The 12,700-nt window shown below is 70.6% G+C and carries 15 protein-coding genes and 1 pseudogene; 10 read left to right on the top strand and 6 right to left on the bottom strand.

Features of this window, described 5'->3' with window-relative positions:
* Positions 1-27: 27 nt before the first annotated feature.
* Positions 28-1,395 carry a YibE/F family protein gene (locus ACGFRB_RS20500; protein WP_393244747.1) on the top strand — a complete coding sequence of 456 codons (1,368 nt, stop codon included), beginning with the start codon at positions 28-30 and terminating at the stop codon, positions 1,393-1,395.
* A 19-nt stretch (positions 1,396-1,414) separates the two neighbouring features.
* Here ACGFRB_RS20500 and ACGFRB_RS20495 read toward each other — a convergent pair whose 3' ends face one another.
* The 4 genes from ACGFRB_RS20495 to ACGFRB_RS20480 all read right to left on the bottom strand — a co-directional run bounded on the left by ACGFRB_RS20495 (position 1,415) and on the right by ACGFRB_RS20480 (position 3,919).
* The gene (locus tag ACGFRB_RS20495; RefSeq protein WP_359880199.1) at positions 1,415-1,849 is read right to left on the bottom strand and encodes an SsgA family sporulation/cell division regulator; all 435 of its coding nucleotides are present in this window, start codon (positions 1,847-1,849) and stop codon (positions 1,415-1,417) included.
* Positions 1,850-1,986: 137 nt separating this feature from the next.
* The gene (locus ACGFRB_RS20490) at positions 1,987-2,757 is read right to left on the bottom strand and encodes a helix-turn-helix domain-containing protein (protein WP_363003514.1); all 771 of its coding nucleotides are present in this window, start codon (positions 2,755-2,757) and stop codon (positions 1,987-1,989) included.
* 380 nt (positions 2,758-3,137) lie between these two features.
* Positions 3,138-3,353 carry a DUF5326 family protein gene (locus tag ACGFRB_RS20485; RefSeq protein ID WP_361227256.1) on the bottom strand — a complete coding sequence of 72 codons (216 nt, stop codon included), beginning with the start codon at positions 3,351-3,353 and terminating at the stop codon, positions 3,138-3,140.
* 248 nt (positions 3,354-3,601) lie between these two features.
* Positions 3,602-3,919 (bottom strand): cupin domain-containing protein, encoded by a 318-nt coding sequence (locus ACGFRB_RS20480; RefSeq protein WP_393244745.1) that lies wholly within the window; start codon positions 3,917-3,919, stop codon positions 3,602-3,604.
* 51 nt (positions 3,920-3,970) lie between these two features.
* Between ACGFRB_RS20480 and ACGFRB_RS20475 the strand changes: the two genes are divergently transcribed.
* From ACGFRB_RS20475 to ACGFRB_RS20465, 3 genes are all read left to right on the top strand, one after another.
* On the top strand, positions 3,971-4,348 hold the full coding sequence (locus tag ACGFRB_RS20475; RefSeq protein ID WP_361227252.1) for a phage holin family protein: 378 nt from the start codon (positions 3,971-3,973) through the stop codon (positions 4,346-4,348).
* 277 nt (positions 4,349-4,625) lie between these two features.
* The gene (locus tag ACGFRB_RS20470; protein WP_393244743.1) at positions 4,626-5,522 is read left to right on the top strand and encodes a LysR family transcriptional regulator; all 897 of its coding nucleotides are present in this window, start codon (positions 4,626-4,628) and stop codon (positions 5,520-5,522) included.
* A gap of 35 nt (positions 5,523-5,557) precedes the next feature.
* A complete protein-coding gene (locus ACGFRB_RS20465) occupies positions 5,558-6,037 on the top strand; it encodes an NUDIX hydrolase (protein ID WP_361227246.1) in 480 nt (159 codons plus the stop codon).
* Positions 6,038-6,131: 94 nt separating this feature from the next.
* Here ACGFRB_RS20465 and ACGFRB_RS20460 read toward each other — a convergent pair whose 3' ends face one another.
* Positions 6,132-6,815: an HAD family hydrolase gene (locus ACGFRB_RS20460; protein ID WP_393244742.1), complete on the bottom strand. Its 684-nt coding sequence runs from the start codon at positions 6,813-6,815 to the stop codon at positions 6,132-6,134.
* Between the two features lie 172 nt (positions 6,816-6,987).
* On the opposite strand from ACGFRB_RS20460, the gene ACGFRB_RS20455 reads away from it, so the two are divergent.
* Both ACGFRB_RS20455 and ACGFRB_RS20450 read left to right on the top strand, forming a co-directional pair.
* Positions 6,988-7,866, top strand: coding sequence for a GNAT family N-acetyltransferase (locus ACGFRB_RS20455; protein WP_363003522.1), 879 nt, complete (start codon positions 6,988-6,990; stop codon positions 7,864-7,866).
* Positions 7,867-8,046: 180 nt separating this feature from the next.
* Positions 8,047-8,499, top strand: a complete 453-nt coding sequence (locus ACGFRB_RS20450) for a GNAT family N-acetyltransferase (RefSeq protein ID WP_363003524.1) — start codon at positions 8,047-8,049, stop codon at positions 8,497-8,499.
* Between the two features lie 57 nt (positions 8,500-8,556).
* Here ACGFRB_RS20450 and ACGFRB_RS20445 read toward each other — a convergent pair.
* Positions 8,557-9,938 (bottom strand): annotated as a pseudogene (locus ACGFRB_RS20445) (serine hydrolase domain-containing protein).
* 157 nt (positions 9,939-10,095) lie between these two features.
* Here ACGFRB_RS20445 and ACGFRB_RS20440 point away from each other — a divergent pair.
* From ACGFRB_RS20440 to ACGFRB_RS20425, 4 genes are all read left to right on the top strand, one after another.
* A complete protein-coding gene (locus ACGFRB_RS20440) occupies positions 10,096-11,304 on the top strand; it encodes a GNAT family N-acetyltransferase (protein WP_393244740.1) in 1,209 nt (402 codons plus the stop codon).
* 45 nt (positions 11,305-11,349) lie between these two features.
* Positions 11,350-11,583 (top strand): hypothetical protein, encoded by a 234-nt coding sequence (locus ACGFRB_RS20435; RefSeq protein WP_393244738.1) that lies wholly within the window; start codon positions 11,350-11,352, stop codon positions 11,581-11,583.
* Between the two features lie 12 nt (positions 11,584-11,595).
* Positions 11,596-11,955 (top strand): DoxX family protein, encoded by a 360-nt coding sequence (locus tag ACGFRB_RS20430; protein WP_393244736.1) that lies wholly within the window; start codon positions 11,596-11,598, stop codon positions 11,953-11,955.
* A 97-nt stretch (positions 11,956-12,052) separates the two neighbouring features.
* Entirely contained in the window at positions 12,053-12,616 is a 564-nt protein-coding gene (locus tag ACGFRB_RS20425) for a dihydrofolate reductase family protein (protein WP_393244734.1), read from the top strand.
* The last annotated feature ends 84 nt before the right edge of the window (positions 12,617-12,700 follow it).

The raw sequence follows: 12,700 nt of genomic DNA, 5'->3' as shown, positions 1-12,700 counted from the left end.
CTCGGACCCTGTTGGGATGATCGACCGGTGAACCCGACGCCCCACGCCCCCGATCCGCACGGCCCCTCACAGGGCCACAGCCACCACCACGGGCCGGCCGCGCCCGTCTCCCTGCACCTGAGAAGGGTCATCGCCGCGGTCCTCGTCCCCTTCGCCGCGGCCGTGGTCGTCGGCCTGGTGATGCTGTGGCCGGGCAGCGCCCCGGCGCACCATCGCACGGGGGTCGGCTTCGACCGGCAGACCGAGCAGGGCAGGGTCGTCTCCGTCGCGCACCTGGACTGCAAGGACGTGAACGCCGCCCAGGCACCGGGCGCCGGAGAGCCGGCCCCGGGGGACAGCGCGGCGACGAACGCCGCGGAGAAGCTGTGCGCGAAGGCCACGGTCGAGGTCACGACGGGTCCGCACAAGGGCCGCACCTTCACCGAGATCGTCCCGCCGGACGCGCCGCGCCAGCTCCGCCAGGGGCAGGGGGTGATCGTCGCGTACGCGCCGGACGCACCGCGCGAACTCCAGTATTCGGTCACCGATGTGAACCGGAAGGTGCCGCTCGCCGTGCTCGCCGGCATCTTCGCGCTGGTCGTCGTGCTCGTCGGCCGGATGCGTGGGGTGATGGCGCTGATCGCGCTCGTCGTGAGCTTCGCGCTGCTGACCCTGTTCATCCTGCCGGCGATCATCGAGGGGTCGAATCCGCTGGTGGTGGCCGTCGTGGGATCGAGCGCGATCATGCTGATCGCGCTCTATATGTGTCACGGTCTGTCGGCGCGCACCTCGGTGGCGGTGCTCGGCACGCTCGTCTCCCTGCTGCTGATCGGTCTGCTCGGCTCGTTCTTCATCGGCTGGGCCTCGCTGAGCGGCAACACGGACGACAACACCGGCCTCATCCACGGTCTCTATCCGGACATCGACATGTCGGGTCTGCTGCTCGCCGGCATCATCATCGGCTCGCTCGGCGTGCTCGACGATGTGACCGTCACCCAGACGTCGGCGGTCTGGGAGCTGCACCAGGCGGACCCGGCCATGGGACCGCGGGCGCTGTACCGGGCGGGCATCCGGATCGGCCGTGACCACATCGCCTCGGTGGTGAACACCCTGGTGCTCGCCTACGCGGGCGCGGCGCTGCCGCTGCTGCTGCTGTTCTCCATCGCCCAGAGCAGCGTGGGCACGGTGGCCAACAGCGAGCTGGTCGCTGAGGAGATCGTGCGGACCCTGGTCGGGTCGATCGGTCTGGTCGCGTCGGTCCCGGTCACCACCGCGCTCGCGGCGCTCGTGGTGTCGGCGGACCGGCCGGGCGCCGGGGACGCGCCGGCGGAACGGGAAGGGGGACAGCCGGTGGGACGACCGGCGGGGTGGAACGGTCGGAAAGGCGGCGGCGGTCGGCGGCGCCGGGCCAAGTGACACCACTCCGGGCGCGGGCTCAGCCCGCGTTCTCCTCGGCGAGAATCCGTCCGAGTGCCGCCTCCAGGTGGTCTTCGAAGTCGCCGAGTGTCCGTTCCTGACCGAGCGGGACAAGCTTGTCCGTACGGTCGAGGAAGGCGACCAGCGGTGGCGCACTCGCCCGGAACAGGGCGCGGTCGCCGCCGACCTGGAGCCGGATCATGACATCGGACAGTCCGTCGGGGTCGGTCGGCGCGATGTGCACGTCGCCGTCCCCGCTGGGTCCGTTGATCCCGTCAAGCAGGAGTTCTCGACCGAATGCCCAGGTCACGGGCGCGTCCCCGGGGAGATGGAACGTCATCCGCACCGCGTAGGGGTCACCGGTCTCGTATCGCAGTTCCACCGGGATCCTGAAGGAGAGCTCCTCGGAGACGAGGAAGCTCATCAGGACCTCGGCCTGAACCGTCTCTCGCATCATGTACCCCGCATCGGATGGGCAGTTGTGTACGCAGGCTTGGTGAAAGCTGTGGTCGAAACGGCCAGGAATGATCCACCATGGCCCTCTTGACGCAATCGTGCTGTAAGCGCTAGCAGATCACAAGGAGTGATTTTTCAGATACTGATAGAGAGGGCGAGGGAGGAGAAGAGCGATCCGACCTCATTGCGTAGCCATTCGACTGCGGGCAGCAACCGTTCTTCCTGGTGCAGGGGCAGGGAAAGGGCCAGCGCGGCGGCCGTGGAGCCCACGGTGATAGGGATGGCACCACAGACTGTGCCGAGCGCATATTCCTGGCGTTCCACCAGGGGCTCCATTCGCCCAATTCCACCCAAACGGTCCAGAAGCTCATGTTGACTACGCACCGTATACGGCGTGAGGGTTCGGACCGGGTGACGGTCGAGATGTTCTTGACGGCTCTTCGGATCGAGTTGACCGAGAAGACACTGTCCGAGCGCGTGCGCGTGGCCGGTCTCCCGGAAGTCGGCCCACTCCTCGACGGCCGGGGAGGCCGGAGCGTCGGCGACGGAGACCAGTTCGATCTCGCCCTCGCGGTACAGGGCGAAGTAGAGGGGCACCCCGATGGTGTCGCGCCAGTGGGCGAGCGACTCCTCGATCTTGGTGCGACGATTCTGCACAGCAGCGCCGCCGGCCAGTCGGCCGGCGGCGTCACCGAGGAGGAAGACACCCTTCTCACGGCGCAGATAGCCCTCGTGCGCCAGGGTGCGGAGCAGGTGGTACGCGGTGGACAGCGACAGTCCCGCTTCGCGTGCCAGCTGTTTGGCGGGGGCCCCGTCCCCGTGGGAGCCCACGGCCTCCAGCAGTCTCAGGGCTCGCTGCACTGAGCCGATCAGGGTAGGAGCAGCGGGCTGCGAAGCAGTGGCCACAGGTCACCCCCAGGCGTGTCGACGAGTGCGTCGCACCCGCCCGCGGGGGCCTCCCCCGCGCGCCCGCCGCGGCCTGGAACCGTAAAGGCCGAGACCTGAACCTCCGGGAGCGGCAGAGGATTTCCACTCTAATGGCAGGTCACACGGGTACCCCCGTTTCAACCTGCGCGTTCCCCCGGCCGGGCTAAAAGCCGACGGGGGCCTCGAACCGACGAAGAGCCCGTGCTAGACCGTGTCTTCAAACTGCCTCCCCCGGAGCTTCGCCTGGGAGGGGCACTTTGAAGACACGACCTGGCGAGCACCCGCCCTCTCGCCCCCGTCGATCCGGTCCATCCCGTCGGTCCGGCCGGTCCGAAGGGGCCGGCCGGGAGCCGCCGGTGTCACCAGCCCCCGCGCGAGCCGCCCGAGGTGACCCTGCGGACGACGAAGATCAGACCACCGACCAGCGCCACGAAGAGCAGCACCTTGAACACCACGCCGATCACGAAGCTCAGGACCGTGGTGATCAGACCGCCGAACACGGCCAGAGCGATGACGGGTATGGCGATCCACTTCACCCACCACGGCATCCCCGCGAGAATCTCCTTCACCGCCATTGCGCTTACCTCATCTCGGAAGAGTCTTGAAGAGCCCGGAGCCGAAGCCTTCTCTTCGGGCCCGGTGGCCCGCCGGCACCCACCGTGCCGGACACCTTCGATGCTAGAGGCGCCGACCACCCGAGCGGGGGCCGCCCGGCCCCCGCTCTTCCCTGATCCGACCCCTAGGGGCTGCCCGGTGAATCAGGGTGCCGACCCTGAGACCACCCCGGTGACCGCCGCGGCGACCAGGCCGCCGACCAGCCGGATCACGCCTCCGGCGGGGAGAAGACCACCAGGACCCGCAGGTCCTCGGTGATGTGGTGGAAGCGGTGCGACACCCCGGCCGGCACGTACACCACGCTGCCCCGCGCGACCTGCGTCGTCTCGTCCCCGACGGTGATCGAGGCCCGTCCGCTCGCGACGAAGTACACCTCGTCCTGCCGGTGCGGCTGCTGCGGGTCCAGCGCGCCCGCGTCGAGGGCGTACAGGCCCACCGACATGTTCCGCTCCCGCAGGAACTGGAGGTACGCGCCGTCGTTGGCCGCCCGCTCCGCCTCCAGCTCGTCCAGCCGGAATGCCTTCATCTCTTGTCCGCCCCTGCCGTTGACCGGATCCTGTCTGCCACGATCTGGTACATGAAGAACTTCGTCGTCAAGACGCTCGCCAACGCGGGCGCGCTGGGAGTCGCCATCTGGCTGCTCCAGGACATCACACTGACCGGCGACAGCACCGCCAAGAAGGCGTGGACCCTGATCCTGGTCGCCCTCGTCTTCGGCCTGGTGAACTTCCTGGTGAAGCCGGTCGTACAGCTGCTCACCTTCCCGCTCTTCATCTTCACACTCGGCCTGATCACCCTGGTAGTCAACGCACTGATGCTGCTGCTGACGTCCTGGCTGGCCGGGGTGCTCGACCTCAGCTTCCACGTCGAGGGCTTCTGGACCGCCGTGCTGGGCGGCCTGATCATCTCCGTCGTCTCCTGGGCGCTGAACGTCGTCCTGCCCGACAACGACTGAAAAACGGCCCGGCCCGGCCGGCACCGGCGACAACAGGAAGGGGGCGCTCCGAGCCTCCCCCCTCGTGGCTCGGAACGCCCCGTTCCGCGCGGATCACAAGGTCTGGCCCTGTGGACTCCCGCTCGAACAAGGCTAGTTGACCCTGCGTCAGTGTCCAATCACGGTAGCGACAGCGACCTATCGACTTATTTATAGTTGGACGGTTCCGGGGCGCCGCCAGACGGTCCGCCCACCGGCGAAGCGAGTCCAACGGCCGCGAGGCCGGGAAGGGGCGGGCATGGATCTGACCCTGCTGCGCACCTTCGTCACCGTGCACCGGGCCGGATCCTTCACCCGCGCCGCCGCGCTGCTCGGCCTCTCCCAGCCGGCCGTCACCGGCCAGATCCGCACCCTGGAGCGCCGGCTCGGGCGCCCTCTCTTCCTCCGGCAGGCCCGCGGGGTCACCCCGACCACCATCGGCGACGAACTCGCCCGGCGGGCCGCACCGCATCTCGACGCGCTCGTCGAGATCGCCGAGACCGGCCTGGACGAGCAGAACGGCATCCGTACGCTGCACGCCGCCGGGCCTCCCGAGTTCACCTCGGCCCGGGTGCTGCCCGCGCTCACCCCGTTGGTCGCCCAGGGGCTCGCCGTCCGTTTCAGTCTGCTCGGCAACGCGGAGGAGATCCTCGACGGGCTGGCCGCGGGCCATCACGAGCTGGCCGTGGCCACGGCCCGGCCCCGCGCCGGGCTTTTCACCGCCACCCCGCTCTGCGACGAGGAACTCGTCCTGGTCGCCGCGCCGCGCTGGGCCGGGCCGCTCACACCCGGCCGGCCACCGCTCGAGGGCGCCGCCGCCCTGGAGCGACTGCCCGTGGTCGAGGTGCACGAGTCGCTGCCGTTCGTCACCCGCTACTGGGCGGCCGTCTTCGAGACCAAGCCGTCCGGCACCGCCGCCGTGATCGTCCCCGATCTGCGCGCCGTCCTGGAGTCCACGGTCGCCGGGGCCGGACTCGCCGTGCTGCCGCGCTATCTGTGCGAACCGGACCTGGCCCGGGGACGGCTCGTGGCCCTGCTCGACCCGCCCGTGCCCCCGCTGCGCACCTACTTCCTGGTGGTCCGCACCGGCACGCTCGCCCTGCCGCATCTCGCCCGGGCGCACGAGCGGCTGTTGCGAGCCGCCGAGCAGTGGTGAGTTTCAGGGCATCCGGGACGGGCCATTTTCTCCCCATGACCGAACGACCAGTGGTCAAGCGCACCGCACGCGCCATCCTGCTCGACGGGGACGACCTGATCCTCATCAAGCGCACCAAACCCGGCGTCGATCCCTACTGGGTGACACCAGGGGGCGGGGTCGAACCGGGCGACCCGACGGTCGTCGAGGCCCTGCACCGCGAAGTCCACGAGGAACTCGGCGCCAAGATCACCGACGTGGTGCCCTGCTTCGTCGACACCGTCGAGCACATCGTCGGCGGTGGCGTCTCCGGGGTGAAGGTGCAGCACTTCTTCGTCTGCCGGCTCGAGTCCATGGACACCGGGCAGCGGCACGGACCGGAGATCGACGAGCCGCTGGGCGAGTACGAGATCGTCCGCGTCCCGTTCAGCCGGGTCGGGATCGCCGCCGTCCATCTCGTACCGCTGTCGCTGCGCCACTATCTCGACGGCAACATCGAGGGCGTCCGCGCGATGCACGCCCCCGACCTGGGCTGAGCCACCGTCCACGACACGGTCCGCTTACCGCCGGCCGAACGGCCTCCGGGTCCGGTCGGCGTCGGCCCCTGCCTCGACCCGGACGCCGGCCGGATCAGCCCCTGAGCCCGGGCGGCACCGCCCCGCCTCGCCGGACCATCGCGTACGCCTCGCGCAGATCGGCTCCGGCGTAGTGGTGCGTCGCCAGGTCCACCAGGTGGTGATCGGCGTTCACCGCGACCGTCTCCGGGACGATCCCGAAGAGCGCCGCGTCCGACATCGAGTCGCCGTAGGCCACACAGTCGGTCGGTCGGACCCCGAACCGTTCACAGAGTTCCCCGGCGATCCGTACCTTCGCGGCGGCGTTGAGAAGGCCGGGGCGGTGGATCGGCCCGGTGAACGGGACCGCGGGCCAGCGCGACCCCTCGGCCGCCTCCACGCCCCAGTCCAGCAGCCGCTCGACAAAGAAGTCGGGCGAGAGCGAGATGACCGCGCAGTGGTCGCCCGCGGCTCGGATCTCCGCCCACACCTCCCGGATGCCCGCCAGCCAGGGCGCCCCCTCGAAAGCCGCCGCGACCTGCTCCAGGGTGAGCTCGGCCCACAGCTCCCGGGCCTGAACGGCGAACTCCTCGGGGGCGAGCCCCCGGAGCAGAAAGTCCCGCTCCAGCCGTTCGATCTCCGCGCTCAGTCCGAGCTGCCGGGAGATCTCCACCGCTGCCGCCGAGCCGCGGATCAGCGTGCCGTCGAGATCGAAGAGATGCAGTCTGTGTCCGCCGTGAGGAGCTTCATTGTCCGCCATGTATGGCGAGGCTAGTACGTCCGCTCGCGCCCCCGGAACGGATCCGGGAAGGACGACTCGTTCGACGTGTTTCACGTGAAACATCCACCGGTCGCGCCGAGGGCCCGTCTCGCCGTCATGGCTCTCGCAAACGGGTGGACACGCTGTCGCCGTGTCGCCCAGCATGATCGTCATGCCGCTTTCGCCTCCCTCGCTCGACCAGCTTCCGATCCGGTGTCTGACCCCGAACGACCTCCTCGCGTGCGCCGACCTCTCCGAGAACCGGGGCTGGCTCCGGGAAGAGCACAAGTGGGGCCTGCTGCTCGCCGCGGGCACCGGCTATGGCATCGACGCCCCCGACGGCGAGGGCCTGGCCGCTGCCTGTGTGGTCACCTCGTACGGGCCCGGGCTGGCGGCGATCGGCATGGTGCTGGTCGCCGAGCGGTACGCCCGCCGGGGCATCGGGCGACGCCTGATGCGCCAGGTCGTGGCGGAGGCCGGCGACACCCCGCTGACGCTGTACGCCACCTCCAACGGCCGGCCCCTCTACGAGGAGCTCGGGTTCTCCGAGATCGCCCAGGTGGAGATGCTCAAGGGCGGCTTCACCTTCGCCGAGCCGGCTCCGGAGCCCCCGCCCGGGACGTCCGTCCGGCCCGCGACCGCGGAGGACATGCCGGCCCTCCTCCGTCTCGACCAGGAGGTCTTCGGCGCCGACCGCACCCATGTCCTCACCCGGTTGCCCGCCTTCACCGACCACCTGCGGGTCGCCGAGCACGACGGCCGGATCACCGGCTTCGGTGCGCTCTGGCCCAACATGGACACCCATGTCCTCGGGCCCCTGATCGCCCACGACCCGGAGACGGCTCAGGCTCTGGTGGCCTCGCTGGCCGCCGCCACCGACCGGCCGCTGCGTACGGACATCGACTCCGGACGGCACAGCGCCCTGGTCTCCTGGCTGAAGGCGAACGGCATGGACCGGATCATCCGCACGTCCCTCATGGTCCGTTCGATCCCTGATCTGCCGGGCGACGACAGCCGCCGCTTCGCCCCTCTGACCGTCGCGGCGGGATAGCGGCAGACCGGGCACGGGAGAGCGGGCGCGGGAGAGCGGCAGTCCCCGTGCACGGGTTCCCGAGCACGCGTTCCCGTGCGCAGGCTTCCGCGCACGGGCCTCAGCAGCAAGGCGGAAGGCGGGCCGGTGACGATCGGTCCCGTCCTGCCTTTGGCAACCGACCGGAAGGACACCCCCTACATGAGCGATCTCGCGATCCGGCCCGCCACACGCGGCGATCTCCCCGCCATCGTGGCGATGCTCGCCGACGATCCCCTGGGCGCGCTGCGCGAGTCGCCGGGCGATCTCACCCCGTACACCGAGGCCTTCGACCGGCTCGACGGCGACCCACACCAGCATGTCGTCGTGGCCGTACGGGCGGACAAGGTCGTCGGCACCCTTCAGCTCACGCTCATTCCCGGGCTCTCCCGCCGGGGCATGACCCGCTCGGTCATCGAGGGCGTCCGCGTCCACACGGACGAACGCGGCAGCGGCCTCGGTACCCGGCTCATCGAGTGGGCCATCGAGACCTCGCGCGCACAGGGCTGCGGGCTGGTGCAGTTGACCTCCGATGTCACCCGCACCGATGCCCATCGCTTCTACGAGCGGCTCGGGTTCGAGCCCTCGCACCTCGGGTTCAAGCTGAGTCTGTGAGCGGTGACGCGCGCTGTTTCACGTGAAACAGCGCGCACCCGCGTCCGGCGGTGCCGGTCAGAGACCGCGCCAGCCGGCCTCGTCCACCCGCCGGGCACGGCGTCCTCCGGCCCGTACGGCTCCCGGGTGAAGACGAAGGACCCCAGATCGAGATGGCTCACCGAGCCGTCCGGCCTCCGCACCACCCGCAGCGTCTCGCCCAGGTAGTAACCGTCGAGGCCGATCCAGCCGCCCTCGGGCAGCGGCCGGAACCTCGCCCGCCGCCCGACGCCCCGGAGCGGCTCCAGGGTCACCCCGCCTCCGGGGCTCACCCTCAGCCCGTAGGCCGATGTCCCCCAGTACCAAGGGCCGGTGAGCGCCAGCAGTTCCGGGTCCGCCTCGGCCTCGGAAAGGGGTCGCCAGGGCTCCGGAATACGCGGCTCGGCCTCGGCGACGATCCGGATGAGATCGGCGGCCACCGTGGGCACGAGGGGCCCGGAGGTGGCGTTCGCGAACGCCACGGCGGCCACACCGTCCTCGACGCTCACCCAGAGACCGGCGAGGAAGCCCGGCAGCGAGCCGGTGTGGCCGACGAGGGTACGCCCGTCCCGGCGCAGCAACTGGAGTCCGAGGCCATAGCCCCCCTCCGCGTCACCGGCGGCCGGGGGCACCGCCGGCACCCGCATCTCCTCCACCGACGCCCGGCACAGCACCCGGTCGTCGCCCTCGGCGAGGAACGCGGCGAACCTGCCCAGGTCCCCGACCGTCGACCACAGCGCGCCGGCCGGTGCCATGATCCCCAGGTCCTCCAGGGGCTCGGGCAGCATCACATCGGCCCATGGGTGCACCGCCCAGCCCCCGGCGTGCGGGGCGACCGGCCGGAGCGTCGTACGGGTGAGCCCCAGCGGCTCCAGGATCCCGCCGCGCAGCGCCTCCTCCCACGACACTCCGCGTACGGCCTCGACCAGCGAGCCCAGCAGCGTGTAACCGGGGTTGGAATAGTGGAACAACCGCCCGGCCGGATGCGGCGTCGGCCGCTCCCCCAGGACGTCGGCCGGCTCCGGCCTAAGGGTGCCCGACGACCGCTCCCACCATGGCGCCGGCGTCTCCGCGGCCAGCCCCGCGCTGTGGCTCAGCAGCTGGGCGATCGTCACCTCGCCCACGCCGGTACCCGGCAGATGCTTCTCCAGCGGGTCGTCGAGCCCGAGCAGGCCCTCATCCCGCATCCGCATCACCAGAACCGCCGTGAACACCTTGGTGATCGAGCCGATCCGGAACTGGGTGCCGGTGTCGGGCTCGTGCCCGTCCACACAACTGCGCGCGCCGAACCAGACGGCCTTCCCCTCTCGCACCACGCCCGCGGCGAAGGACGGCGCACGTCCCTCGGTCTGAGCGACGGCGATTCGGTGCAACAGAGCGCGTTCGGTGCTGGGCAGCAGAGCTTCGAAGGATGAGGTCATACCGACATCATCACCCCGCTTCCGGTCGGCGCGGCCCGGATTTCGCGCCATCGGCCGCCCCCCGTCCCCTGGTAATTCGCTTGCCCCGGCCGCCTGTCGAGGCTGGACTGTGGCGGGCGCCACGCGTCGTGGGGCCGGTATTCGGGAGGCTGCAGCGTTGAAGATCCGCACGACGACCGACCAGGACTCCGGCGTCTTCGTCGACACACTCCACACCGCGTTCGGGCGCTTCACGGAGACACCGGACGAGGACGGGGGCGGGCTCTGGTGGTCGGCCCTCGAAATGGACCGCTGTCTGCTCGCCGAGACCGACGACGGCCGGCCGGCCGGTACCGCCGGTGCGTATTCCTTCGAGCTCACGCTGCCCGGTGGCGCCGTCGTTCCGGCCTCCGGAGTGACCTGCGTCGGTGTGGTCCCGTCGCACCGCCGCCAGGGCGTGCTCAGCGCGATGATGCGTCATCAGCTCGCCGAGATACGGCAGCGGGGGGACTTTCTCTCCGTGCTGCTGGCCTCCGAGGCCGCGATCTACCGCAGATTCGGATACGGCCCCGCGACGTACACGCGCCGTCTGACGGTGGAGCGCCACCGGGCCGTCTTCGACCCGCGTGTGGACGGCACGGACACCGGCTCCCTCGAGATCCACCGGCGTGCCGAGTGCGGTGGGCTCCTGGAGGAGATCTACGACCGCTACCGCCGCGTCCAGCCCGGCGCGCTGTCCCGTCCGCCCCTCTGGTGGACCCGGGGCGCGGGGCATCCCCCGATCGCCCGTACACCGCGCCATGTCGCCGTCCACCGGGACGCCGACGGTGTTCCGGACGGGTATGCCGTGTACTCGATCAACGATTCCGGCGTGCTGACGGTCGACGAGACCATCGCCGCCGACGACGCCGTCTTCACGGCCCTGGCCCGCCTGATCCTCGGCCACGACCTGGTCTCCGAGGTCGTGTTCCGGCACGTCCCGGCCGAGAACCCGCTGCGCTGGCAGTTCACCGACTTCCGTGCCGGGCAGGTGGGCAACGAGAGCGACTGGCTCTGGGTGCGGCTGCTGGACATCCCGCGCGCGCTGACCGCACGCGGCTGGCTCACGGACGGCGAACTCGTCCTCGATGTCGACGATCCGTTCCTGGGCGAGCACCAGCGTCATCTGCTGACCGTCCGGGGCGGCGAGGCCACGTGCGTCCCCACGGACCGGGCGCCCGACCTGTCGCTGGACATAAGCGACCTGGGCTCGGTGTATCTCGGCGGCACCACCCCGGGCACGCTCGTCCGCGCGGGCCGTGTCCAGGCCCATCACCCGGACGCCACAGCCCACGCCGACGCCCTCTTCCACACCGCGCGTCCCCCGCACTGCCTCCACTGGTTCTGAGCGCGGAAACCCGGGCCGCTCTCCCGCGAGTACGCGGCGGTCATCGTGTGCGGACAGCGCGAGTCGGTGATCTTCCAGAATCTCGCCCTGTCCCTGATCACCGAGATCGAAGCCGTACTCACGCCCCCGGGCCGGCCGGCCGCCGACGCCGGCCCCGGTGCCCGCGTCGTCTACTTCGCGCATCTCGGCCTCCTCATGGCCTTCGCCGACGGCGCCCTCGGTGAACCACGACGCGAGGGACCGGCTCCGCGAAGTGATCGAATTCGCGATCGCCCGTGAAGGAGAAGAGCGATGATCGGCACCCCGCACCACCGGTGGCTCAGGGCACTGCCGGCGCTCGTCCTGCTCGGCGACGCGGTGATGTCGTTCCGACCGCCGGTCTTCATCCAGCGCTGCCTCGACGGGGTCCGGCTGCCACGTGACTGGTGGTGGGCCCTCATCGCGGTCGAGCTCCTGGCGGCGGCCGGGCCGGTCGCCGGCCTCCGCTACCCCGGCGTCGCGTTCACCACGAACATCGCCGTCGTCGGGTACTTCCTCTGTGCGGCATATGCCCATATGCGGGCGCGGTTCCTCAAACAGGAGTTCCGGCTCAACCGCCTGGGCATGCCGACCTTCTCGGTGGCCGTGCTCGTCGTGAGCTACGCGGTCTGATCCGAGGAACGGGCGAGGCGCCGGGACAGGAGCCACGGGGCTTTCCCACGCCGCGTCGATCCGTACCCGTGAGACCGGAGCACGGAAGGCTGGCGCCATGCGGAAACTGATCTACGGCATGAATCTGTCCCTGGACGGCTACATCGCCGCACCCGGCGACGACATCGGCTGGAGCGTGCCGAGCGACGAGCTGTTCCAGTTCTGGTCCGACCGGTTGCGGGCGACCGATCTGTCGCTGTACGGGCGCAAGCTGTGGCAGACGATGAGCTCCCACTGGCCGACCGCCGACCGGCAGCCGGGCGCCACCCCGGCGGAGACCGCGTACGCGCGCCGCTGGCGGGAGATGCCGAAGGTGGTGTTCTCCTCGACGCTCGACCGGGTGGACTGGAACACCCGCCTGGTCTCCGGCGACGCGGTCGCCGAGATCACCCGGCTCAAGGCCGAGGAGGGCGGCCCGATGGCCATCGGCGGCGCGACACTCGCCGGGGCGGCCATGCGGGCCGGGCTGATCGACACGTACCTGCTGGCCACCGCGCCGGTCCTGGTGGGCGGCGGCACGCCGTTCTTCACCACGCTGGACACCTGGGTGAACCTGAACCTGGTGGAGACACGGACGTTTCCCTGCGGCGTGACCCTGACCAGGTACGAGACCAGGCGCTGACGCCGGCTCGCGGCGCGCGCCACGACATCCGGAGCGCGGGCGCGCCAGGACCTCCCGATCGCGGCGACCCGATCGCCGCGTCCG

The organism is Streptomyces sp. NPDC048718, from assembly GCF_043198875.1.
GTDB lineage: Bacteria > Actinomycetota > Actinomycetes > Streptomycetales > Streptomycetaceae > Streptomyces.
Note: the sequence above shows the minus strand (reverse complement) of the source record. Positions and strands in the feature narration are given on the sequence as shown.

What these genes read in the sequence shown, in the direction of transcription:
- ACGFRB_RS20495 (WP_359880199.1), bottom strand. Translation starts at nt 1,849, where the DNA reads ATGCGAGAGACGGTTCAGGCCGAGGTCCTGATGAGCTTCCTCGTCTCC.
- ACGFRB_RS20485 (WP_361227256.1), bottom strand. Translation starts at nt 3,353, where the DNA reads ATGGCGGTGAAGGAGATTCTCGCGGGGATGCCGTGGTGGGTGAAGTGG.
- ACGFRB_RS20480 (WP_393244745.1), bottom strand. Translation starts at nt 3,919, where the DNA reads ATGAAGGCATTCCGGCTGGACGAGCTGGAGGCGGAGCGGGCGGCCAAC.
- ACGFRB_RS20475 (WP_361227252.1), top strand. Translation starts at nt 3,971, where the DNA reads ATGAAGAACTTCGTCGTCAAGACGCTCGCCAACGCGGGCGCGCTGGGA.
- ACGFRB_RS20470 (WP_393244743.1), top strand. Translation starts at nt 4,626, where the DNA reads ATGGATCTGACCCTGCTGCGCACCTTCGTCACCGTGCACCGGGCCGGA.
- ACGFRB_RS20465 (WP_361227246.1), top strand. Translation starts at nt 5,558, where the DNA reads ATGACCGAACGACCAGTGGTCAAGCGCACCGCACGCGCCATCCTGCTC.
- ACGFRB_RS20460 (WP_393244742.1), bottom strand. Translation starts at nt 6,815, where the DNA reads ATGGCGGACAATGAAGCTCCTCACGGCGGACACAGACTGCATCTCTTC.
- ACGFRB_RS20455 (WP_363003522.1), top strand. Translation starts at nt 6,988, where the DNA reads ATGCCGCTTTCGCCTCCCTCGCTCGACCAGCTTCCGATCCGGTGTCTG.
- ACGFRB_RS20450 (WP_363003524.1), top strand. Translation starts at nt 8,047, where the DNA reads ATGAGCGATCTCGCGATCCGGCCCGCCACACGCGGCGATCTCCCCGCC.
- ACGFRB_RS20430 (WP_393244736.1), top strand. Translation starts at nt 11,596, where the DNA reads ATGATCGGCACCCCGCACCACCGGTGGCTCAGGGCACTGCCGGCGCTC.
- ACGFRB_RS20425 (WP_393244734.1), top strand. Translation starts at nt 12,053, where the DNA reads ATGCGGAAACTGATCTACGGCATGAATCTGTCCCTGGACGGCTACATC.